The following is a 21,001-nucleotide window of genomic DNA, read 5'->3' as shown; positions in this document are numbered from 1 at the left end:
GCGGCATGGACGTGAGCCCCCTCGCCTGTCGGAACTGCGGTCCGCACATCGTCTGCGCGCAAGTCGACAGGGGAGCAGCATCACCGTCACCAAGTCGTCACGGGGCCGTCACCGGTGGTCCGTGACGTGAGGCGAGGGACATCGAGAGCCGTCCTCAGGGACAACCCACCGACGTCGGCCGGGGGCCGGATTCTCTGAGGTCGATGGTCGCCTCGGTGATCTCAGGCCAGATGGTCTTCGATGAGTGCCGCGCCGCGCTCCGCTCCACCGGCGTCGTGGATGGCCCGCCGCATGCGCTCGAGGTTGGCCCGGACCTGCTCATCCGTGGTGACCCGGGAGACGGCTTGCCGCAGGGCGTCCGGGGTCAGCGTGTCCGTGGCGAGGCGTTCTCCGAGACCCAGCTCGACGACGCGGTCGGCATTGGCGGCTTGTTCGGGCATCTGCGGGAGGGTGACGAGGGGGACTCCGTAGTAGAGGGCCTCCATCGTGGAGTTCATCCCGGCGTGCGAGATGAACGCCCGCGCGTGGCGCAGCACGGCGGGTTGCGGAAAGCGCGGCCGGACATCGATGCCGGGTGGCACGGGTCCGATCGCGGCCGGGTCCAGATCCCCGACGGTCATCGCCACCTGACAGGAGCCGTCGCCGAAGGCCTCGATGCAGGTGCGGTAGAACGCGGGGTTGTCGGTGAAGATCGTGCCGAGCGAGATGTACAGCACGGGGGCGTGCGGGTCCGGGGGTGACCAGGGCTCCCGCTGCTCACGGCGACCGAGCAACGGGCCCAAGAAGTGGAAGCGCTCGTCGAACGAGTCGCCGGCCGGCTGGAACTCGCGGGGGATGAAGACGAGGTTCAGCGCTTCGGGAACGTCCATCGTCCCGGCGACGTCGAGGTCGACTCCGTACTCGGTGGAGAAGCGGACACAGTCCTCGGCCAGGGCCGTCATCTGTGGGTGGTCCGGGTCGAGCCCCTCGGTGAGCCTGTCGTCGAGCGAGTACGCGTGGTTCTCGGCCAGGTTGGGGATCAGCCGCACGGCGGGGATGCCCAGGTGGTGGGCCACCAGCCGGGCCGGCCAGTTGGTCACGTCGTAGGAGACCGCGTCCGGTCGAGCGGTGCGGCAGTACTCGTGGAGCACCGGATAGGTCGCGCGCATCGCGGCGAAGTAGTGCCGAAACCAAGAGGCGATCAGGTCCGGGCCGACCTGCGCCGGGGGGCGGAACGGCGCCATCGGTGGCAGCTGCACCCACTGCGCACCGGCGCCGGTCACGACCTCGGCGAAGTCGGCGGCCGTGGCGTAGGCCACGTGATGGCCTCGCCGTACCAGCTCCTCCACCAGCGGCAGCGTCGGAGTGACGTGCCCGTGCCCGGCGAGTGCCACGAACAGCACGTGTCGTGCCATGCGCGTGGAGCGTAGAGAGCTACTGCCGGGGCCGGGTGCGGACGGGCGATCCTCCGGACGGGGCTGCCTACGTGCGGTCGTCGCCCTCGGCCGAACCCATCCGGTCGGCCTCCGCGTCGGCTCGGCCCACCGGGACGCCGCCGTCGGTCTCCTGGCCGGGATCGACGTCCAGCAGGAGCCCCTCGCCGACGTTGCTGGGCCGCTCGTCCTGGTCGCCCGCTCCGCTGCGTCGGGCGTCTGCTTCCGCGTCGGCGGCGCCGACCGGCATGCCGCCGTCGGGGGAGCTGCTGCTCGTCTCGTTGTCGGGCGGGACGTTCGCGGCGCTGGGTTGAGTCGTCATGGTGACCTCCGACCTCGCCGTCGTCTCATCACTCGGCATACCCGCCGGCGCGGTGGAGAACACGGCGTGCCCGGCCCGGCCGCCGGAGGGTCGCCCGGCTCAGCGCGGGACGTCGGGCAGCGCCTGGGTGCTGAACTCCTCGGCGTTCTGCGACAGCGAGTCGGTCTGCAGGTAGCCCCACATGCGCTCGCCCGCGACGCCGTCGAGGTAGACGACGCTCGCCGCGCCTTCCGTGCCCGTGCCCAGCACCGGCGCGGTGAAGAAGTCGACGTCGTCCGGCGTCAGGCCACGCAGCGAGTAGGCCAGTGACAAGATCTCGGTGTTGCCGAGCTGCTCGTCGACCGCGACCGCGCTGGTCACCGCCAGGAGTGCGGCGTCCAGCCGGCCCGGGTCGGTGAAGGTGTCGGAGCTGAACAGCTTGCCGAACATCGCCTGCAGGTACTGCTGCTGCCGGCGCACCCGGTCGAAGTCGCCGCCGGGCAGGCCGTAGCGCTGCCCGAGGTACCAGCGGGCCTGGTCGCCGTCCAGGTGGTTGACCCCGGCCGGGAAGGTGTACGGCCCGTTGCTGGTGGTCTCCGCGACGACGACGTCCACCCCACCCAGGTCGTCGGTGACCTGGATGAGGCCCTCGAAGTCGATGGCGACGTAGTGGTCGATCCGGACGTCGGTGAGCTGCTCGACGGTCCGGATGAGCAGCGCAGGCCCGCCGTAGGCGTAGGCCGCGTTGACCTTGTCCATGCCGTGGCCGGGGACGTCGACCCACGAGTCGCGGGGGACCGAGATCAGTTGCGCGTGCTGCCGGTCGGCCGAGAACCGGGCGATCATGATGGCGTCGGAGCGGCCGCCGGCGGCGATGCCCTCCTCGGCGGTGGCGCGGGTGTCCGACCCGACGAGCAGGAAGGTCACGGGCTCCTCGCCGGCCTGCTGCGCCGGTGTCGCCGGCGCGGGGCGGGCTCCTTCGTCGAGGCTCGCGAAGGCGTCGGAGACCCGCTCCATGTTGCCGGCGTAGCGGTCGGTGAGGAACCACAGCGCCCCGCCGACGACCATGGCGACGACCGATCCCAGGACACCGAGGCTGATCAGCACCCGGCGCACCGTCCGGCTGCGCCGTGACGAGGGCTCCGCACCCTCGTCCGTGTGGCGATCCGGCGCCGCCGTCCCGGTCGCACCGCTCATGTGGCCCCCGTCCACCCGGCAATGTCGCCGACGGTACGGACGGGAACGGCGCAGGTCAGGCCGTAGCCACCCTCAGGGGTGAGCAGTCAGCGCAACGACCCCGCCTCGTGCGGATGCGACGGGAGGTCGTCCCCGCGCGAGGGGCGGTCGAGCGACCCCAGCTCTCGATCGTCGGCGCGCTGGATGATCCGGCCGAGCAGGACGGCGACGGGGACGGCGAGCAGCACCCGGACCACCACGGTGGTCCACACCCACCCTCCGCGTGCCTCCTCGTCCGTGCGCTACCTCGGTGCGCAGTAGAGCGCAGGTGGGCGGACGCGGACGATGCCGTCCTCCGGCGGACGCACCCACGGGCACCTCTTTCCGCTGGGTCAGTGACGACCCCATCAGCGGCTCGAGCCTCTACGCCTGCCGCTGCGGCGTCGTCCGTCCGGCTCCCTGACCACGCGCTCGCCGGGCGCCGTGCCACCCGTCGTGGTGCACTTCAGTTCTTGAGTGGTTGAGGGGGGCTCGAGAGGGAAGGCACGACGGTCATGCGGATCTCGGTCATCGGCTGCGGGTACCTCGGCGCCGTCCACGCGGCGTCGATGGCCGAGCTGGGCCACGAGGTGGTCGGCATCGACGTCGACCAGCGGAAGGTCGCCGCCCTGTGCGCGGGCCGCGCCCCGTTCTACGAGCCGGACTTCGCCGAGCTGCTCCAGCACTCCCTCGCGTCGGGCCGGCTGAGCTTCAGCACCGACGTCCACGACGCCGCCGGCGCGCAGGTGCACTTCGTCTGCGTCGGGACCCCGCAGAAGCACGGCGAGTACGCCGCCGACCTGCGCTTCGTCCAGGCGGCCGCGGAGTCCCTGCTGCAGGTGCTCGAGCCCGGCGAGCTGGTCGTGGGCAAGTCGACCGTCCCGGTCGGCACGGCCGCGGAGCTCGCCCGCATGTTCGGCGAGAAGGTGCCCGGCTCCCTGCTGGCCTGGAACCCGGAGTTCCTGCGCGAGGGCTTCGCCGTCCGCGACACGCTGCACCCCGACCGGCTGGTCTACGGGGTCCCCGACGGTCCGGACGCCGAGTCCATCGTCGCCACCCTCGACGAGGTCTACGCGCCCATCGTCGCCACCGGCACCCCCAAGGTCGTCACCGACTACGCCACGGCGGAGATGGTGAAGACCGCGGCCAACTCGTTCCTGGCCACGAAGATCAGCTTCATCAACGCGATGGCCGAGCTGTGCGAGGCCACCGGAGCCGACGTCAAGCAGCTCGCGGACGCGATCGGGTTCGACGACCGGATCGGCCGCAAGTTCCTCAACGCCGGCCTCGGCTTCGGCGGCGGCTGCCTGCCCAAGGACATCCGGGCGTTCATGGCCCGGGCCGGGGAGCTGGGTGCCGACCAGGCGCTGACGTTCCTGCGCGAGGTCGACAACATCAACATGCGTCGCCGCATCCGCATGGTCGAGCTCGCCCGCGAGGTCTGCGACGGGTCGCTGCTCGGCAAGCACATCGCCGTCCTCGGGGCCGCTTTCAAGCCCGACAGCGACGACATCCGCGACAGCCCGGCCCTCAACGTCGCCGCCCAGCTGCAGCTGCAGGGCGCGGTCGTGACCGTCACCGACCCCGCCGCGATCGAGAACTCGCGCCGGCAGTGGCCCCAGCTCGACTACGCAGCCACCCCGGAGGAGGCAGCCGAGCGCGCCGACGCCGTCCTGGTGCTCACCGAGTGGCGGCAGTACCGCGAGCTCGACCCGGTCGCCTTCGGTGAGGTCGTCGCGCAGAAGCGGGTGCTCGACGGACGCAACGCCCTCGACCGCGAGGCGTGGACCGCCGCCGGCTGGACCTACCGCGCCCTCGGCCGCCGCGCCGGCTGACGGCCGGCGACTACGGGCGTCCGCGGAGGAGGCGAACTCGTTTGCACCGCAGTCTCCGAGCGCCCTAGCGTCGCTCCCCTCATGGGCGCGGAGGACGTGCCCTGCCTGCGGCTGCGAGTCAGCAGATCGGAGTTGCCGAGCGGGATGCCTTGCCACCTCGTCGCGCTCAGCTTCGACGCGGACGACCCGCTCGGTCTCGCGCGATTCTGGGCCGGCCTCCTGGGCTGGGAGATGGCCGACGAGTCCCACGTCGGCCTCGCCCTCCTGCCGAGCGACGACACCGGGTTCCGGATCCGGTTCCTGCCGACCCAGGAGCAGAAGGCCGGCCAGAACCGGATGCACCTCGATCTGACCAGCACGTCGCGCGAGGACCAGCAGCAGACGGTGGCGAGGGCGCTCGGGCTCGGTGCCCGGCACATCGACGTCGGTCAGCGCCCGGAGGAGGGCCATGTGGTGCTCGCCGACCCCGAGGGCAACGAGTTCTGCGTCATCGAGCCGGGCAACCGCTTCCTCGCTGACTGCGGGTTCGTCGGAGCGCTCGCGTGCGACGGTTCGCAGGAGGTCGGGTACTTCTGGCGCGACGCGCTGGGCTGGCCGCTGGTCTGGGACCAGGACCAGGAGACCGCGATCCGCTCGCCGCACGGCGGTCCGAAGATCACCTGGGGCGGTCCGCCGCTGATGCCGAAGACGGGGAAGAACCGGCTGCACCTCGACCTCGCGCCACCTGCCACCGGTGATCAGCAGGCGGAGGTCGACCGCCTCGTCTCCCTCGGGGCGACTCGGATCGACATCGGCCAGGGCGAGGTCGGCTGGGTGGTGCTGGCCGATCCCGACGGCAACGAGTTCTGCGTGCTGTGCCCCGACAGCGCGACCGGATCCGGGTGAGCGGCACCCTCCATCCGCGCAGCGCTCGATCAGTCGGGAGGTCGCCGAGCCAGGTCGGTCCCGTCGGGTGTGGGGGGCGCGATCACCGGCAGGCTCGTCGTCTGCACGAGGCCCGCTCCCGTTCCGCCACCGGCTGCTGACTCGGTCGGCGCAGAGGCGCACGGTGTGCTCGTCGACGGGATGGGAGAACCACTCGCCGATGTCGCCAGCGGCGTGCTCCGGACGATGGTGTCCTGGGCCCAACGCTCGCTGAAGCCGGCCAGGAACGCGATGGCTGTGAAGAAGTAGGGCGCCGCGGCGTCGGACGCCGCGGGGATCTCGAGCGGGATGAACTCCGCCTTCAGCAGCACGTACAGCGCCACCCCCAGCGCGCCGCCGATGACGGTGCGGGAGCTGCCCGCCAAGCAGGTCAAGAACGGTTCCTGCGTGGTGTCCACGTCGAGCCGCTGGCCACGGCTGATCCGGATCAGCACGCTGATGATGGCACCCAGTCCACCGGCTGCGATCGCGCGCACCAGGTCCAGCGTCGGCGCCTGCTCGAACATGTGCACCTGGCTGGCCGTCCATGCTGACGCCACCACAGCACCCCCGCCGATGAACAGACCCTGCACGTAGTGCTTGAGGGCGGCCCTGACCGCCGCTTGGTCGGCGAACTCCTGCAGCCGCGTCAGTTCGCTCTGCGCGATCTCCAGGGCCTTCTCGATGCGGTGCACCCGACTGCACTCCCTGGTCTTCCGCGCTCCTCGCCCTGCAGCTGCGAGGCACTCGACGGAGTCCAGGACCCCGAGCAGGTACACGATCACCGAGAAGAGCATCTCGAGGAGCACCCGGCGGGGGCGCCCCGCCACGAGCAGCGCGGTCTGCTGCTCCATCGCGCGCGCCCGCCAGAGCGCGGCCTCGAACTCGGGCTGCACGGCGGCGACGATGTCCCCGGGGTACCTCATGCGGATCTCGAAGTCCTTCCGCCTGTGGAACCGAGTTCGTCGGCACATGTGCAGCGCTCCGGCGTGGATGTGCTTCGCGAAGTAGTGGTCGACGATCTCGTGGTCGGTTCCCCGGTACTGCGTGAGCAGCCTCGCGAAGTCCTCCCTGGAGCCCCTGGTCCTGCCGTGGGGGTGCGCCTGGATGAGGTCGTCGAGGCAGGGGGCACCCTGATCGCAGGGGGGTTCCCGGTCGCCCCCCTCGAGCAGAGGCCATGCTCCGTTCCCGCTCCTCAGCTGCCGCGGCGATCCGTTGACAGCTCCGTGCAGTTCCACGCTTTCCCCCATCGCAGGAGTTCCCACCGTCCTGGCGGGGAGAGGCACGCTCGCACCCCGCTGATACAGCGACGTGAGCCGACCGGGCGTGGTGCGGTGACGGCTGGAGCCACCGCGCTCTCAGTCGCCGCGCCGGGCGGGGCAGGTGCATCCCGCAGGGCGATCCGAGTGACCCTTGGTGATGGTGTTTTGACGCAGGGTCACCGTGGGCATGGAGACAGCCGATGCCGGACGCACGGAGGCGTTGGTGATCGGCGTGCTGGTGGTGTGTGCCCTGGTGGCCCTCGGGGCCGCCGTCGTCCTGGGCCGCGGCATCCGCCCGGCCGACGCCCGGGCCCGCGCGGAGCGGCTGTTCACCAGGGCCGACCTCCCCGCCGCGTTCCAGCCCGGCGTGAGCGCGCGCCGCTGACCCACCCGTTCGGGTGGCCCGCCGGCCGAGGGGTTCCGATCGGTTCCTCACCTGCCGATGACCGGGACGTGTGGATGTGGGTCGTCGGCGGACTGGTCGCCTGGCTGCTGCTGGCCTTCGCGCTGGCCGTCGTCGTCGGTCGCGGCATCCGGATCGCGGACGCCCGCTCCGTCGACCCGCTGACCACGCCCGAGCCGCTGGCCGACCTGCGGCTGCGGACGCCGCGCCGCCGCGTCCCGCTGCCGCCGGTCGGGATCGGCCTGGCCGCGACCGCGGTGCTGCTCGAGACCGTCGGCTACGTCGGTCGGCTGACCGGCGCCACCGGTCCGGTGGCCCGCGCGCTGTCCATGGACGCCCCGTTCTCCGCGCCCCGCACCTTCGTCGCCGCGCTGTTCGCGGTCGCCGCCGTGGCCGCGGTCGCCGGAGCCGCCCGCGTACCCCACCGCCGCGCCTGGTGGCTGGCCGTCGGGCTGGTCTGCGGCGGCATCGCCGTCGTCAAGGCCGGCGGCACCGTGCACGTCGAGGCCATGAGGGCGCTCTCGTCCGCCATCGGTGAGACCGGCGCCGTCGTCGTGAGCGTCGCGCTCGTCGCCACCGTGCTCGCCGTCCTGGCCGTGGTCAGCCGGGACGAGCGCCGCGACCGCCGCCGGGTGCTCACCTGCCTGGCCGGCTACGCGGGAGCGTCGGTCGGCCTCTCCGGGGTCTCCGCCGTGGCGGCCGGGCAGTGGGCGGTGACCGCCACCTACCTGGAGGAGTCCGGGGAGGCGCTGGCCGGCGTCGCCGTGCTGGTCGCCGTCCTGGTCGGTGTGGCGCCGCGCCTGGTGCTGCCCGCCTCCTGGGTGCTCCGCCGCGAGGCGGACGCCGAGCCCCTCGCCGTCCCCGGTGCGGTGCGCGACCGCGTCTCCGGCTGACGTCCGCGGCCGTCAGGCGCTGGTGCTGAGGGGCGCGATGCAGCACCCGTCGCACGCGTGCTCGGTGCGGACCTCACCGAGCGCCTGGAGGTGGACCACGTCGTCCGGGTCGGGGTGTCCGACGCCGTGCGAGCACATCCGGTCGGAGTAGCCGTAGTACTCGCGCCAGACCTTCGGCCAGGCCCGCATGTGGTGGTTGCTCGGGTGGTGTCGGGAGCACCCCGTCCCCGCGCAGAACGCCGGGTCGTGCGGCGCGGCGAGGCTCATGGCCCCAGCGCTTCCCGCGGGCTCCCCGGCAGGGTGGGTGGGGACGACGGCGGGTCGGTCAGCGACGCCGGGTGATGAACACCGCGGGGCTGGTGCGGTGACGGGCGTCGACTCACTGGGGATCACCGTCGGGGAGGTCATGGAGCACAGCGTGGACGGGACGCCTGCGGTCTCCCCGTGATCGACCTGTACAGCTCCTGTGTGCCCCTGACCACAGGAAGTCAGCACGCGCCGACAGCCGTGGTCACGGACATCAGGACCTGGTGGTCGAGGACCTCCGACGGGAGAGCAGGTGGGCGGCGAGGAGGACGACCGCGACGCCGCCGATGATGAGGATAATCGTGGAAGCGGACCACGGGGCCTCCTGCTGCGCCGCCTCCTCCTCGGTCGCCGCCAGGTCCTGGAGCTGGGAGGCCAGGGCCACCACCGCGCCGGACCGGTCGCCCGCCGCGAGCCGGGGCTCCACCTCGGCGGTCACCGCGCGGTCGAGGTCGACCTCGGACAGCGGGAAGTCGTCGGCGACCCAGTACCCGTACTCGTAGGCCGACTCCCCCGCGGCCACGGCGAGCAGCACGTCGGTCTCGTCCAGTCCGGACTGCCGTGCGGTGTCCTGCGCCCACTCCCCGGGGTCGGCGCCGTCGAACGACGGCACGAGGACGGCGTACAGGTCCAGGTCGTCCTCGGCCGCCAGGTCCGCCACGGCCTGCTCGGCCGCCGGCGCCCCGGTGCCGAGGAGCCCGGCCGCGTCGGTGATCTGCTCGGTCACCTCGAGCGGGGGCTCGGCGGACGCCGTCCCGGCACCCGCCAACACGAGTGCCAGGGCGCCGAGGACGGTCACAGGCCTGCGCAAGGGAACCTCCGGGAGGACGGGGACGGGCTCAGCCGGAGGCGGACTCTACGCACGGATGCGCAGATCACGGGGGTCCGATGCCCCATCGGGGGGAGGACTCCAGCGGATCGGGGAAGCAGGCCGTGACCGTCGTCCACCCTCGTCGGCGCCCGTGCCGGCCGTCCGCGACCACGGTCCCCCCACTGCTGGCATGGCCGCCGTCACGTCGGGCGGCGGGGCGCCCAGGTGCGGGCGGAGCCGACCACCGGGGGCCCGTGGGCGGCCGCCGCGACAGCGACGTCCAGGGTCGGGTCGAACCAGTCCAGCAGGTGCAGGGGCCCGAACCGGCTGCGCGTGCGGCCCCCCTCGACGTCCTGCTCCGTCGTGGGGTCGAGTTCCACGCCGGACAGCTCGTCGAGGGTGACCACGCCCAGTTTCACCAGGCACTCCTTGCGCACCCAGTGGCGGAGGAAGGCGGCCGGCGGGTCGCTCGCCGACCGGACCCGGGCCGTCTCGGCGGCGGTCAGGGTGGAGGTCAGGACGGCGGGGTCGAGGTCCCTCGTCCGCGCTCCCTCGACGTCGACGCCGATCGGCCGTCGGTCCGCGCCCGCCGCCACGGCGCCGCGGGTGTGCGCCAGGCTGACGTGCAGCTCGGGGAGACCGGCGATCGAGGGTCTGCCGTGCTCGGTCGAGCCGCACTCGGCACACTCCTGCACCAGCTCGAGCGCCTCGACCGGCCGACCGGTCAGCGCCGCGGCGCAGTGCCGGACGAGCAGGTGCGCCGCGACGTGGGCGTCGCGGTCGGCCCGGTGGCGCAGTGCGCCGGCGCGTCGCCGCTCGCGGGGCGTCAGCAGGTGTTCGCCCCCGACGCGGAGCACGTCCTCGGGGCGGGCGAGGAGGACGAGGGGCCCACGATCGGGTGACTCTTCTCCCATTCTACGATCCACCTCCGTCACCGCTCTGGGCGTGTCGACGAGCCGGCGAGACGTCGCCGATCTGCTGTGCGTGAATGCTCAACAGCAGAATGTAAGCCACCGACGCATTTCGGCGCGGGGCCATCACGGTAAGAGATAGATCGGTCATCCTCCGTGATGGAAACGCCTGTTCCGCCAGGTCAAGGGGTTGCCACACGAGCCTTTCGACCCTTGCGGCCGGACTTTGCGCCTCTCCGAAACGCCCACCTAACCTCGAGGAGTTCGTTCATCGAAGGGCTGCAGAGAGTGAATATATGACGACGCACAGCGATGACTGGGACTTCTTCTCGACATTCGCGGGAGATGTCGAGCCGCAGGCCCCGACCACCGCTCCGGGCTACGACATGCGGGACAACACCGCCACGTCGTACCGGCTGCACGACAACTTCGTGGCCGAGATCTCCGGACAGCGCTCGCTGGTCACCCGGTTGAGCCGGTTCTTCGAGCACACCTGCGACCAGCGGCCGTCGGCCACCGCGCTCGAGTGCGAGGGCGAGCGCGTCTCCTACGCCGACCTGGACCAGCGCGCGAACCGGCTGGCGAACCTGCTGATGGCCCGGGGTGCGCGTGCCGGCGTCCGCGTGGGGATCCTCCTGCACCGCTCGGTGAGCACCTACGTCGCCCTGCTGGCCGTCACGAAGACCGAGGCGACGTTCGTCCCGATCGACCCCGAGGCGCCGGCCGACCGGCTGCAGTACATCGCCGAGGACTCCTCGCTGAGCATGCTGGTGACGCACACGTCGTTCGCGGCGTCCTGCGTCGCGCTGCCCTGCGAGAGCCTCTACCTCGACGAGCTGGGGCCCGAGCTCGCGGTCCAGTCGAGCTCCCGGCCGGGCATCGAGTCCGACGGCGACCCGGTCTGCTACATCATCTACACGTCGGGCTCGAGCGGCCGCCCCAAGGGCGTCGAGGTCAACCAGTCGAGCATCTGCAACTTCGTCGGCATCGTGCCGTCCCTGTACGGGGTCGAGTCCACCGACCGCGTCTACCAGGGCATGACGATCGCGTTCGACTTCTCGATCGAGGAGATCTGGCCCACCTGGGCCGTCGGGGCGACGCTCGTCGCCGGCCCCACCGACGGCCGCCGGGTCGGGTCGGGGCTGGCCGACTTCCTCGAGGACAACGAGATCACGATGATCTACTGCGTCCCCACCGTGCTGGCCACCCTCGACCGCACCCTGCCGCTGATCCGCACGGTCAACGTCGGCGGCGAGGCCTGCCCCCGCGAGCTGGTCGACCGCTGGGGACCGGGCCGCCGGATCCTGAACACCTACGGGCCCACCGAGACCACCGTGACCTGCACGATGGCCGAGCTGCGGCCGGGCAAGCCGGTGACCATCGGCCGCCCCCTGCCGACCTACCGGGTCACCCTGCTCGACGACGACCGCAAGCCGGTCCCCGCGGGGCAGGTCGGCGAGATCTGCGTCGGCGGTCCCGGCGTGGCGCGCGGCTACGTGAACCGCCCCGACCTGACCGCCGACCGCTTCATCCCCGACCCCCGCGGCATCCCCGGCGAGCGCATCTACCGCACCGGCGACCTGGGCCGCTTCCTGCCCGACGGCGAGCTGGAGTACCTGGGCCGCGCGGACAGCGAGGTCAAGGTCCGGGGCCACCGCGTGGACCTGCAGGAGATCGAGAGCGTCCTCCTCGAGCACCCCCAGGTGACCGGCGCCGTCGTCACCCTGCTCGCCTCGCCGGACACCGGCGGGGACCTCGCGGGCTACGTCATCCTGCGGGACGCCGGGGCGGCCGACGCCGTCATCCCCGAGCTGCACGAGCAGCTGGTGGCCCAGATGCCGCCCTACATGGTCCCGTCGTACCTCGACGCGGTCACCTCGATCCCGATGCTGCCCAGCGGCAAGGCCGACCGCGGCCGGCTGCCCGCGCCCACCCGTCCCCGGCTGATCCGCACCGACCGCGAGCACGAGCCGCCGGCGACCCCCGCGGAGGCCTGGATCGCCGGCCTGTGGGAGGAGATGCTCAACCTGCCGGCCGGCGCGGTCTCGGTGGAGGCGAACTTCTTCGAGGCGCTGGGCGGGCACTCGCTCGTCGCGGCGAACGTCGTGTCCGCGATGCGGGAGAGCGACCTCGGCTCGGGGCTGTCCATCCTGGACTTCTACAAGCACCCCACCGTCCGGGACCTCGCGACGTTCCTCGAGGACGGCACCGCCGGCCCGTCGGACGAGCCGGTGACGCTCGAGCCGCGCGAGCCCCGGCCGGAACCGCCGTCGCGGGAGCGGGTCCTCGGCTTCGGGACGGCGCAGGTCTCGATCCTCTACGCGATCATCCTGCTGTTCCTGCTGCCCGTCGGCGTCCTGTACGGGCTCAACGACGGCCAGCCCTCGCTCGCCCTGGTCCTCCAGCTGGCGGTCGCGCTGCCGGCGGTCTACCTGCTGGCCCGCTGGGTCCTCCCGGTCGTCGGCGCGCGGCTGCTCTCCCGGGGGCTGCGCGCCGGTGACCACCCGCTCTGGGGTGGCATGCACCTGCGGGTGTGGACCGTGCAGAAGCTGATGTCGATCTCCCCGCTCACCGTCCTCAGCGGTTCCCCGTGGGCGGTGACGTACCTGCGGCTGGCCGGTGCGCAGATCGACGACGAGGCCCACATCGGGACGGCGAACGTCTCGCTGCCGTCGATGCTGCGGGTGGGCCGCGGCGCGACGATCGGCTACGGCACGCAGCTGCACGCCCACCGCATCGCCGAGGGCATCCTGACCATCGGCCCGGTCACCGTCGGTGCCGGCGCGGTCGTCGGGTCCGAGAGCGTGCTGGAGTGCGACTCGGAGGTCGGCGAGAACGCCATCCTCAGCGACCAGTCGCTGCTGCCGTCCCGCCGGATCGTCCCCGCAGGCGAGACCTGGGCCGGGTCCCCGGCCCGGCCGGCGCCCGGCTCCATGGACCCGGTCGTCGAGCTCATGGCGGCCTGTGACGAGGCGCCGCGCACCTGGTCCAGCCGCCTCCTGGCCGGCTTCGCCGGTGGTGTCCTGCTGCTCGAGCTGCTGCCCTTCATGATCCTGCTGCCGGTGGTGGCGGTCGTCTGGTGGGTCCTGCTCAGCTTCGGGACGGCGGCCGGCCTCCTGGCCACGGCGCTGTCCGGCCCGCTGTTCGTGGCGGCCTCGTGCGCACTCATCCTGGGTGCCCGGCGCCTGGTCCTGCCGGCGACCCCGGAGGGCGTGCACCACCTGCGGTCGCAGCTGGGCCTGGAGAAGTGGCTGGGGGACAAGCTGCTCGAGCAGAGCCTGCTGTTCAACAACACCATGTACTCGACGCTCTACACGCCGATGTGGCTGCGGGCGCTCGGGACCAGGGTGGGCAAGGGCGCCGAGGTGTCCACCATCGCCAACATCGACCCGGACCTGCTCACGGTGGGCGAGGGCAGCTTCGTGGCGGACATGGCCAGCGTGGGCAGCGCCACCTACGCCAACGGCCACGTCGCCTTCCGGCGGACCGAGATCGGCTCCCGTGCCTTCGTCGGGAACGCCGCCTTCGTCCCGTCGGGCTCGCACCTGGGCGACGGGTCGCTCATCGGCGTCCGCTCGGTCCCGCCGACCGCCGGGACCGAGGCCGGCACCTCGTGGCTCGGCTCACCGCCGTTCTTCCTCCCCCGCCGTGAGGTGTTCGAGGAGTTCACCGAGGCCGACACCTACGCCCCGTCGCGGCGGCAGGTCCGTGCCCGCTACGCGATCGAGGCTCTCCGGATCGTGCTGCCGAGCTCCCTGCTGGCCGTCGCGACGTTCGTGACCCTGTACGGGCTCTCCGCGCTGGCGCTCTCCTGGAACACGGTGGCCACCGTGCTGCTCGCGCCGCTGGTCGCCCTGACCTCCAGCGTCCTGGTCGTGGTCCTGGTGGCCGCGCTCAAGTGGGCCGTCGTCGGCCGCTACCGGCCGCGCGTGCGACCGCTGTGGAGCGGCTTCGTCCGCCGGACGGAGTTCGTGACCGGCATCTACGAGGCGGCGGCGGTGCCGGCCCTGCTCACCTTCCTCACCGGCACGCCCCTGCTCGGCCCGGCGCTGCGGTTGTTCGGCTCCCGGGTCGGCCGGCGGACGCTGGTCGACACGACCTACCTCACCGAGTTCGACCTCGTGACCATCGGGGACGACGTCTCGGTGGGCGCGAACGCGTCGCTGCAGACCCACCTCTTCGAGGACCGCGTCATGAAGATGGACCACGTCATCCTGCGGGACCGCGCGACGATCGGTGACAAGGCCGTCGTCCTCTACGGCTCGGTCGTGGAGGAGGACGCCACCCTGTCCGCGATGTCGCTGGCGATGAAGGGCGAGGTGCTGCCGAGGGAGACCACCTGGTGCGGCATCCCGGCCCAGAAGGTCGGGCGGGCTCCGACGGCGGCGCCGGCGCGCGACCGGCGCCGGGCGTCGGCCGGGGCGACGGGGGCCCGGCGATGACCGCCAGCAGGCAGTCGTCGCTGCCCCACGCCTGCGAGCCGGCTCCGTCCGGCGACGTCTCCGGCACCCCGTCGAGCACCGCGCCGGGCCTGCGGCCGAGCGCCCGCCTGGTCGGCATCGACGCCGCCCGCGGGATCGCGCTGTTCGGCATGATGGCCGTCCACAACATCACCGCCGTCGACGACGACGGGGAGGTGTCGCTGGCGTGGACGCTGGCGGCGGGCAAGTCGGCGGCGCTGTTCGCGCTGCTGGCCGGCGTCGGCGTCGCGTTCGCCACGGGGCGCCGGCAGCGGCCGACCGCGCGGACCTGGCCCGGGTACGCAGCCGCGCTGCTGGTCCGGGCGCTCATCATCGGCGGCGTCGGGCTGCTCCTGGGTGCCGTGGTGCCCGCCGACTTCGCCTCGGTGATCCTGCCGTACTACGCGCTGCTGTTCGTCTTCGCGATCCCGCTGCTCACCCTGTCCAGCCGCGCGCTCATCGCCCTGGCCGCGACGATCACCGTCGTCATGCCGGTCCTCAGCCACTGGCTGCGGTCCGGTACCGAGGTGCGGGACACGGTGCCGAACCTGGCGTTCGGCGACCTGGTCAGCGCCCCGGGCCAGGTGCTGCGGGAGCTCGCGCTGACCGGCGTGTACCCGGCCCTGTCCTGGATGGCCTACCTCTGCGTCGGCATGGCGGTCGGGCGCGCGCTGCTGACCTCGCGGCGCACCGTCGTGCTGATCACGCTGACCGGCGCCGGGCTGGCCGTGGCGGCTCAGACGATCTCGTGGTTCCTGCTCGACGTCCTCGGCGGCCGCGCCGAGCTCGAGGCGGTCGCGAGCCGGTCCATGACCTCCGGGGAGCTGGCCGAGGTCATGGGGGTCGGGTGGACCGGGACGACGCCGACGGACACCGGCTGGTGGCTGGCGACCCTGGCCCCGCACTCCACCACGCCTCTGGACCTGGCCTTCACCATCGGGCTCGGTCTGGTCGTCCTCGGCGTCTGCATCCTCGTCGGCCGCGCCACCACCGCGCTCCTCCGGCCGCTGGCGGCAGCGGGGAGCATGACCCTGACGCTGTACTCGCTGCACCTGCTGCTGCTGAGCTGGTCGGTGATGCCGGACGGTGGGACGGGGCTGCTCATCCAGACAGTGCTCGTCCTGGCGTTCGCGCTGGTGTGGGGCCGCTACCACGCGCGCGGCCCGCTGGAGGAGGTCGTGGCCCAGGCGACCGGTGCGGTGCGCCGCAGGGTGCGGTCGATGACGGAACCGCGGCGGGAGGTGCTGGTCCTCGACGACGACGGCCGGGTACGTGCGCCCTGACGTCCCGGTCCCGGGCTCCCACGCCTCGAGCCTGGCGCTCGTGTACCGCGGTCCGGCGTCGACCCCCGGGTGCCCGGAGGCGGTGGCGGCCGCGCTGCGCCGGAGCAGGTGGGACCTCGACGTCCGCTTCGTCGGGCCGCGCGAGGACCTCCCGCTGGAGCCGGACGTGCTCGCCGGCGCCCGGCTCTACGCCCAGCCCGGCGGGGGTGGCCTGCGACGGGCGTACCGGAAGATGAGGCGCTCCCGCGAGGCCATCCGGCAGTTCGTCGGGTCCGGCGGGGGGTACCTCGGGTTCTGCCTGGGCGGCTACCTCGCCGGCGAGACCCCCGGCTTCGGCCTGTTGCCCGGGGACACCGACCGGTTCATCTCCTCGCCCGGTGCCCGGCCGGACCACGACGGCGACAGCATCGTCACCCTGACCTGGGCGGGACGCCGTCGCCAGGTCTACTTCCAGGACGGTGCGTGGTTCGACCTGGACCCGGCCCGGGGACCGGCGGAGGTGCTGGCCACCTACGACAACGGGCTGCCCGCGGCGGTCGTCGCGCCCTTCGGCCGAGGCGCGGTGGGCGTCGTGGGGCCGCACCCCGAGGCCTCGCCCGACTGGTACACCGACAGCGGGCTCCCGGTGCCCGACGACCTCCAGGCCGACCTCACCCAGGACCTGGTCGACCGGGTGATGACCGCCGGCCGACGGGCGGACCGCCTCGGCTGAGCCCGGACGCCACGGTGGGCGCTCCCCGCGGGGAGCGCCCACCGTGGTCGTCACGAGGCGTCGATCAGCTGCCCGACCGTGCGGCCCAGCCGGCCGTCGAGGGCATGGCCGACGCCGGCCGGGTACTCGCTCGACGTGACGACGCCGCGGCCGGCGTAGAAGCGCTCCCCGGCCTGCGCACCCCAGGAGGCGGTCAGCGGGACGGACGTGTCGGCGGTACCGGTGAACCAGTGGCCGCGGACACCGGCCATGCGGGCCGCGGTCACGGCGGACCCGCCGTCAGCCGGCGGGCCACCGCCGCCGAACACCACCCAGCCGCCACCGAGGCGCATCAGCTCCGGGTGTCGCGGCACGAGGAAGCGGGTGATCTCCTGCGCGCCGGAGGAGAAGCCGCTCAGCCACACCTCGCTGACGGGGTACTTGCTCAGCTGGTTCTCGATGAGCCCGGCGAGGAAGTCCGCGTAGCCGCTGGTGTCGCCGGTGTGCCAGCACTCGCAGGACTGGTTCGGGCTCTCCACGGCGAGGGTCATCATGTTGCGCGCCCTGCTGGTGGCCACCAGCCCCGACGAGCCGCCGAGCGCGTAGGACGAGGTCGGGTTGTCCACGCCGTACTCGCCGGTGCCGTCGACGTAGACGACCAGCCCGACCGGCTTCGCGGGGTCGATGCCGGCGGCGTAGAGCAGGTAGTTGCCGGTCTGACCGTTGCCCGCGGTGAAGGACCGGCGCGCCTGGTCGGTGAACGTCCCACCCGACCCGCCGGTGGAGGCACCGGCAGCGGCGGGTGCGGCAGCCGCGGCGACGGGAGCAGGAGCGGCGGCGGGGGCAGGGGCGGAGGCGCTCGTCGACCGGCCCGACGAGGAGTCGCGCTTCCGGCGTCCCTGGTCTGCGGTGGCTGCCGCCTGCGGGGCGCCGGGGACGACCTCGGTCGGGACGGCTGCCGCTGCGGACTCGTCCGTGCCCTCGACCTCCGAGCCGGTGGCCCCGGCGACGGGGGCCTGCGTCTGCGGCTGGGCGGGAGTCGTGGGGGCCGGTGCCGCGGGGGTCGGGACGGCGCTGCTCGGAGCGGTGGGGGCGTCGCCGAGCGAGAGCGGCTGGTCGATGGCCGCCTGGCTGCTCACGTCGGTCTGGCCGGTCGTGCCGGCAGCGCCGCCCTGGAGGTCGGCGGGGCCGCACGCGGCGGTGGCCAGGGAGACGAGAGCCGCGGCCGCGAGGACGCTGGCGCGACGGCCGGCCGTAGAGAGGGAACTGCGCACGAGTGGTCCTCCGGACATCCGCTCGCCGGTGGCGACGGACAGTGATTGCGTAGTGACTGAAGGAGGCTGACACATGCGCTGCGCATCCGCTAGATAACAACCAGTAACGGTCGTCTCATCTGTCCCACCCGTCTCAGGGACACCGGTCCGCCTGCCGATGACAGATGGCTCACTCGTCGTCGCGAGCGGAACGCAGGCGGGTGGGTGCACGTCAGAATGGGAGTGCCGGCCGGGACCGCCCGGTCGCCCAGGCCTCGAGGACGGGGATGCGCGCAGGTCGACGGTGGTCCACGGTTGCCCTGGCGTGTTCGGCGCTGGTCCTCAGCGGCTGCACCTCGGCGGGGCTGGGTGACGCCGACCCGGGGGCCGACGACGCCGAGCCGTGGCCCGACCGGCCCGTGGTCGACCTGCGCTTCGAGGTCGCGCCCGACCTCGCGACGGTGGCCGGGCGCGAGGTCGTCGAGTTCACCCCGGACCTGGACACCTGTGAACTGGTCTTCCGGTCCTGGCCGAACAAGCCGGCCACCTCGCGTGCGGGGAGCTCGTTGACGGTGTCGGACGTGCGGGTCGACGGACGGGACGCCGACTTCCTCGTCATCGCCGCCGGCGCACCGGAGGGCGCGCCGGCCGGCACCCTGGTCGAGGTCCCGCTGGCCGACTGCGTGTCGGCGGGGCAGACCGTCACCGCCGAGCTGACGTTCGACCTGGTCCTCGGGGAGGAGGTCAACGAGCGGGTCGGGACCTCCTCCGACGCGGAGGTCGCCTGGTTCGCCACGGCGTTCCCCCTCCTGGCGTGGGAGCGCGGCCGCGGCTGGGAGCGCGGTCCCGCCGTCCCGGTCATCGGTGAGACCGCCGTGAGCGAGGACTTCCTGCTGGACTCGATGGAGGTCGTCGCGCCGTCCGGCTACGAGGTCCTCGGCACCGGGGCGGCGGACGGCGCGGAGGACCAGCAGGACGGGACGACCGTCCACCGCTTCACCGCCCCCGCGGTGCGGGACGTGGCCGTCGCGGTGGGGGAGCTGGACGTGGCCGAGCGGACGATCGACGGCGTCCGCGTCCGCGTGGGGCTGGACCAGCGGGTGGGCGAGGCCGACACGGAGGCCTGGCTGGACCAGGTCGAGGAGTCCAACGGCGAGCTCGTCGACCTGCTGGGGCCCTTCCCCTACGACGACCTGTGGGTGGTGGTGCTGTCTGCCCAGACGAGCGGCATCGAGTTCCCCGGGGCCATCCAGTTCGGCGACGTGGACCCGGACGACCGGCGGGGTCTGGTGACGCACGAGCTCGCGCACATGTGGTTCTACGGCCTGGTGGGCAACGACCAGGGCGAGCACCCGTGGCTGGACGAGTCGTTCGCGACGTTCGCCCAGACGGTGGCCGACGGCGACGAGCAGCCCTTCGCCCACCTCGCCGCGGAGGACTCCCCGCCGGTGGGCGGCTCCATGGCGTACTGGGCGGCGGAGTTCCGGCGGCCCAACAGCGCCTACTACGACACCGTCTACACCCTCGGCGGCGCCGCCCTGGTCGAGGCCCGGCAGCAGGTCGGCGAGGAGGCCTTCGACGCCGCCCTGGCCGACTACGTGGCGGTGAACGCCCACTCCATCGCCACCCCGGACGACGTCCGGGAGGCGTTCGCCGACCTGCCCGAGGTCCTCGAGGTGCTGCGCGAGGTCGGCGCGCTGTCCTGACCGCGCCGGCCCGGCGCGGTCGGCGGGGAGCGGTCGCTCCCCGGGGCGGGTCCCTCCCAGTGGTGACGAGGGGGGCCCCGGCTCCGACGGCTGGCAGAGATCGAGGCATCACTCAGCGTGATGGGCGCGTCGTCGGGACTGAACGCGTCTGTCCGGTCGCACGGCGCCGAGTCGGGTGCGCACGGTCGGCCTGGCGAGACGTTGAACAGCGCAGATGGTCGACGAAGCAGGGGTTGTCGCCCGCCTCCGCCGCAGCAGCCGGTGAGTGGGATCACCTGTTCGCGTGACGGCGCAGGGTCCGCCTTCCCAGGTACTGTCACTCAGCGTGAGCGGAGTGCGGACGTGGACGGTCGGGGTCACCGGCGCCACCGGGTACGCCGGGGGTGAGGTGTGCCGGCTGCTGGCCGGGCACCCGAACCTGGCGCTGGCCGGGGTGCACGCCAACTCGAGTGCCGGGCGGCGGCTGGGAGAGCTGCAGCCGCACCTGCTGCCGTTCGCCGACCTGGAGGTGCGGCCCAGCGGCGCGGAGGACCTGGCCGGGTACGACGTGGTGGTGCTGGCGCTGCCGCACGGGGAGTCCGCGGCGGTCGCCGCGCGGCTGCCCGAGGACACGCTGGTGATCGACTGCGGCGCCGACCACCGGCTGGGCGACCCGGCGGCCTGGGCGCGCTGGTACGGCGGCGAGCACGCCGGCACCTGGCCCTACGGGCTGCCCGAGCTGGCGGGCCAGCGCCGGAAGCTGGCCGGCGCCAAGCGCATCGCCGTTCCCGGCTGCTATCCGACGTCGGTCACCCTGGCGCTGGCGCCGGCGCTGGCGGCGGGCCTGGTCGAGCCGGAGGTGGTGGTGGTCGCGGCGAGCGGCACCAGTGGCGCGGGCAAGTCCGCGAAGCCGCACCTGCTGGGCAGCGAGGTGATGGGCGCGGTGAGCGCCTACGGGGTGGGTGGGGTGCACCGGCACACCCCGGAGATGGTGCAGAACCTCAGCCAGGCGGCGGGGCGGGACGTCACGGTGAGTTTCACGCCGACGCTGGTGCCGATGAGCCGGGGCATCCTGGCCACCTGCTCGGCGCCCCTGGCCGCCGGGGTCGACGAGGCGGCCGCGCGGGCGGCGTACGAGAAGGCCTACGCCGACGAGCCGTTCGTGCACCTGCTGCCCGAGGGGCAGTGGCCGACCACGGCGCAGGTGCTGGGGGCGAACACCGTGGCGCTGCAGCTGGCGGTGGACCCGGACGCCGGGCGGCTGGTGGTGGTGGCGGCGGTGGACAACCTGACCAAGGGCACCGGCGGCGCGGCCATCCAGTGCGCCAACCTGGCCCTGGGCCTGCCCGAGACCACCGGCCTGCCCGTCGTGGGGGT

At 73.1% G+C, this 21,001-nt stretch carries 18 protein-coding genes; 9 read left to right on the top strand and 9 right to left on the bottom strand.

The features are described from left to right. Positions 1-221 precede the first annotated feature (221 nt). The 4 genes from BLS21_RS23840 to BLS21_RS25445 form a co-directional block, all read right to left on the bottom strand. Positions 222-1,373 (bottom strand): macrolide family glycosyltransferase, encoded by a 1,152-nt coding sequence (locus BLS21_RS23840; protein WP_217636262.1) that lies wholly within the window; start codon positions 1,371-1,373, stop codon positions 222-224. Positions 1,374-1,461: 88 nt separating this feature from the next. After that, positions 1,462-1,734 carry a hypothetical protein gene (locus BLS21_RS23835; RefSeq protein WP_091224314.1) on the bottom strand — a complete coding sequence of 91 codons (273 nt, stop codon included), beginning with the start codon at positions 1,732-1,734 and terminating at the stop codon, positions 1,462-1,464. A 99-nt stretch (positions 1,735-1,833) separates the two neighbouring features. Then, the gene (locus tag BLS21_RS23830) at positions 1,834-2,910 is read right to left on the bottom strand and encodes an LCP family protein (protein ID WP_245700726.1); all 1,077 of its coding nucleotides are present in this window, start codon (positions 2,908-2,910) and stop codon (positions 1,834-1,836) included. A gap of 86 nt (positions 2,911-2,996) precedes the next feature. Then, a complete protein-coding gene (locus tag BLS21_RS25445) occupies positions 2,997-3,161 on the bottom strand; it encodes a hypothetical protein (RefSeq protein ID WP_175479731.1) in 165 nt (54 codons plus the stop codon). 282 nt (positions 3,162-3,443) lie between these two features. Between BLS21_RS25445 and BLS21_RS23825 the strand changes: the two genes are divergently transcribed. Next, entirely contained in the window at positions 3,444-4,763 is a 1,320-nt protein-coding gene (locus tag BLS21_RS23825) for a UDP-glucose dehydrogenase family protein (protein WP_091224312.1), read from the top strand. Between the two features lie 144 nt (positions 4,764-4,907). Next, positions 4,908-5,648 carry a VOC family protein gene (locus BLS21_RS23820; protein WP_091224310.1) on the top strand — a complete coding sequence of 247 codons (741 nt, stop codon included), beginning with the start codon at positions 4,908-4,910 and terminating at the stop codon, positions 5,646-5,648. 29 nt (positions 5,649-5,677) lie between these two features. Here BLS21_RS23820 and BLS21_RS23815 read toward each other — a convergent pair whose 3' ends face one another. After that, positions 5,678-6,592 (bottom strand): hypothetical protein, encoded by a 915-nt coding sequence (locus BLS21_RS23815; protein WP_139177277.1) that lies wholly within the window; start codon positions 6,590-6,592, stop codon positions 5,678-5,680. Positions 6,593-7,115: 523 nt separating this feature from the next. Between BLS21_RS23815 and BLS21_RS24835 the strand changes: the two genes are divergently transcribed. Together BLS21_RS24835 and BLS21_RS23810 are read left to right on the top strand one after the other, a co-directional pair. After that, positions 7,116-7,313 (top strand): hypothetical protein, encoded by a 198-nt coding sequence (locus BLS21_RS24835; RefSeq protein WP_139177276.1) that lies wholly within the window; start codon positions 7,116-7,118, stop codon positions 7,311-7,313. Between the two features lie 74 nt (positions 7,314-7,387). After that, positions 7,388-8,224 carry a hypothetical protein gene (locus BLS21_RS23810; protein WP_245700727.1) on the top strand — a complete coding sequence of 279 codons (837 nt, stop codon included), beginning with the start codon at positions 7,388-7,390 and terminating at the stop codon, positions 8,222-8,224. Positions 8,225-8,236: 12 nt separating this feature from the next. Here BLS21_RS23810 and BLS21_RS24830 read toward each other — a convergent pair whose 3' ends face one another. From BLS21_RS24830 to BLS21_RS23800, 3 genes are all read right to left on the bottom strand, one after another. Continuing rightward, entirely contained in the window at positions 8,237-8,491 is a 255-nt protein-coding gene (locus tag BLS21_RS24830) for a hypothetical protein (RefSeq protein WP_139177275.1), read from the bottom strand. Positions 8,492-8,744: 253 nt separating this feature from the next. Further along, a complete protein-coding gene (locus tag BLS21_RS23805) occupies positions 8,745-9,341 on the bottom strand; it encodes a TPM domain-containing protein (protein ID WP_091224304.1) in 597 nt (198 codons plus the stop codon). A 200-nt stretch (positions 9,342-9,541) separates the two neighbouring features. Further along, the gene (locus BLS21_RS23800) at positions 9,542-10,198 is read right to left on the bottom strand and encodes a 4'-phosphopantetheinyl transferase family protein (RefSeq protein ID WP_217636261.1); all 657 of its coding nucleotides are present in this window, start codon (positions 10,196-10,198) and stop codon (positions 9,542-9,544) included. Between the two features lie 350 nt (positions 10,199-10,548). Between BLS21_RS23800 and BLS21_RS23795 the strand changes: the two genes are divergently transcribed. Genes BLS21_RS23795 through BLS21_RS23785 form a run of 3 tightly spaced genes read left to right on the top strand, consistent with a single transcriptional unit; the run spans position 10,549 to position 16,707 of the window. Continuing rightward, complete coding sequence (locus BLS21_RS23795) at positions 10,549-14,694, top strand: Pls/PosA family non-ribosomal peptide synthetase (protein ID WP_217636260.1); 4,146 nt, start codon at positions 10,549-10,551, stop codon at positions 14,692-14,694. Beyond that, entirely contained in the window at positions 14,691-15,995 is a 1,305-nt protein-coding gene (locus tag BLS21_RS23790) for a heparan-alpha-glucosaminide N-acetyltransferase domain-containing protein (protein ID WP_139177274.1), read from the top strand. Before BLS21_RS23795 ends, BLS21_RS23790 begins: the two co-directional genes overlap by 4 nt. Positions 15,996-16,035: 40 nt before the next feature. Beyond that, positions 16,036-16,707, top strand: a complete 672-nt coding sequence (locus tag BLS21_RS23785; RefSeq protein ID WP_217636259.1) for a BPL-N domain-containing protein — start codon at positions 16,036-16,038, stop codon at positions 16,705-16,707. Between the two features lie 50 nt (positions 16,708-16,757). Here the strand turns inward: BLS21_RS23785 and BLS21_RS25440 are convergent, their stop codons facing one another. Then, complete coding sequence (locus BLS21_RS25440) at positions 16,758-17,960, bottom strand: hypothetical protein (RefSeq protein WP_091224298.1); 1,203 nt, start codon at positions 17,958-17,960, stop codon at positions 16,758-16,760. A gap of 266 nt (positions 17,961-18,226) precedes the next feature. On the opposite strand from BLS21_RS25440, the gene BLS21_RS23775 reads away from it, so the two are divergent. Then, positions 18,227-19,645: a M1 family aminopeptidase gene (locus BLS21_RS23775; protein WP_175479730.1), complete on the top strand. Its 1,419-nt coding sequence runs from the start codon at positions 18,227-18,229 to the stop codon at positions 19,643-19,645. Between the two features lie 325 nt (positions 19,646-19,970). After that, the coding region (gene argC, locus BLS21_RS23770) for an N-acetyl-gamma-glutamyl-phosphate reductase (RefSeq protein ID WP_091218401.1) at positions 19,971-21,001 on the top strand (1,031 nt) is incomplete at its 3' end.

Source organism: Geodermatophilus siccatus (assembly GCF_900103785.1).
GTDB lineage: Bacteria > Actinomycetota > Actinomycetes > Mycobacteriales > Geodermatophilaceae > Geodermatophilus > Geodermatophilus siccatus.
This window is presented reverse-complemented; position numbering and strand designations above follow the sequence as displayed.

Bases quoted from the DNA above. Each gene is read 5' to 3' on its own strand.
- BLS21_RS23795 (WP_217636260.1), top strand. From the start codon at position 10,549: ATGACGACGCACAGCGATGACTGGGACTTCTTCTCGACATTCGCGGGA.
- BLS21_RS23810 (WP_245700727.1), top strand. From the start codon at position 7,388: ATGTGGGTCGTCGGCGGACTGGTCGCCTGGCTGCTGCTGGCCTTCGCG.
- BLS21_RS23830 (WP_245700726.1), bottom strand. From the start codon at position 2,910: ATGAGCGGTGCGACCGGGACGGCGGCGCCGGATCGCCACACGGACGAG.
- BLS21_RS23820 (WP_091224310.1), top strand. From the start codon at position 4,908: ATGCCTTGCCACCTCGTCGCGCTCAGCTTCGACGCGGACGACCCGCTC.
- BLS21_RS23815 (WP_139177277.1), bottom strand. From the start codon at position 6,592: ATGAGGTACCCCGGGGACATCGTCGCCGCCGTGCAGCCCGAGTTCGAG.
- BLS21_RS23835 (WP_091224314.1), bottom strand. From the start codon at position 1,734: ATGACGACTCAACCCAGCGCCGCGAACGTCCCGCCCGACAACGAGACG.
- BLS21_RS24835 (WP_139177276.1), top strand. From the start codon at position 7,116: ATGGAGACAGCCGATGCCGGACGCACGGAGGCGTTGGTGATCGGCGTG.
- BLS21_RS24830 (WP_139177275.1), bottom strand. From the start codon at position 8,491: ATGAGCCTCGCCGCGCCGCACGACCCGGCGTTCTGCGCGGGGACGGGG.
- BLS21_RS23790 (WP_139177274.1), top strand. From the start codon at position 14,691: ATGACCGCCAGCAGGCAGTCGTCGCTGCCCCACGCCTGCGAGCCGGCT.
- BLS21_RS23775 (WP_175479730.1), top strand. From the start codon at position 18,227: ATGCGCGCAGGTCGACGGTGGTCCACGGTTGCCCTGGCGTGTTCGGCG.
- BLS21_RS23825 (WP_091224312.1), top strand. From the start codon at position 3,444: ATGCGGATCTCGGTCATCGGCTGCGGGTACCTCGGCGCCGTCCACGCG.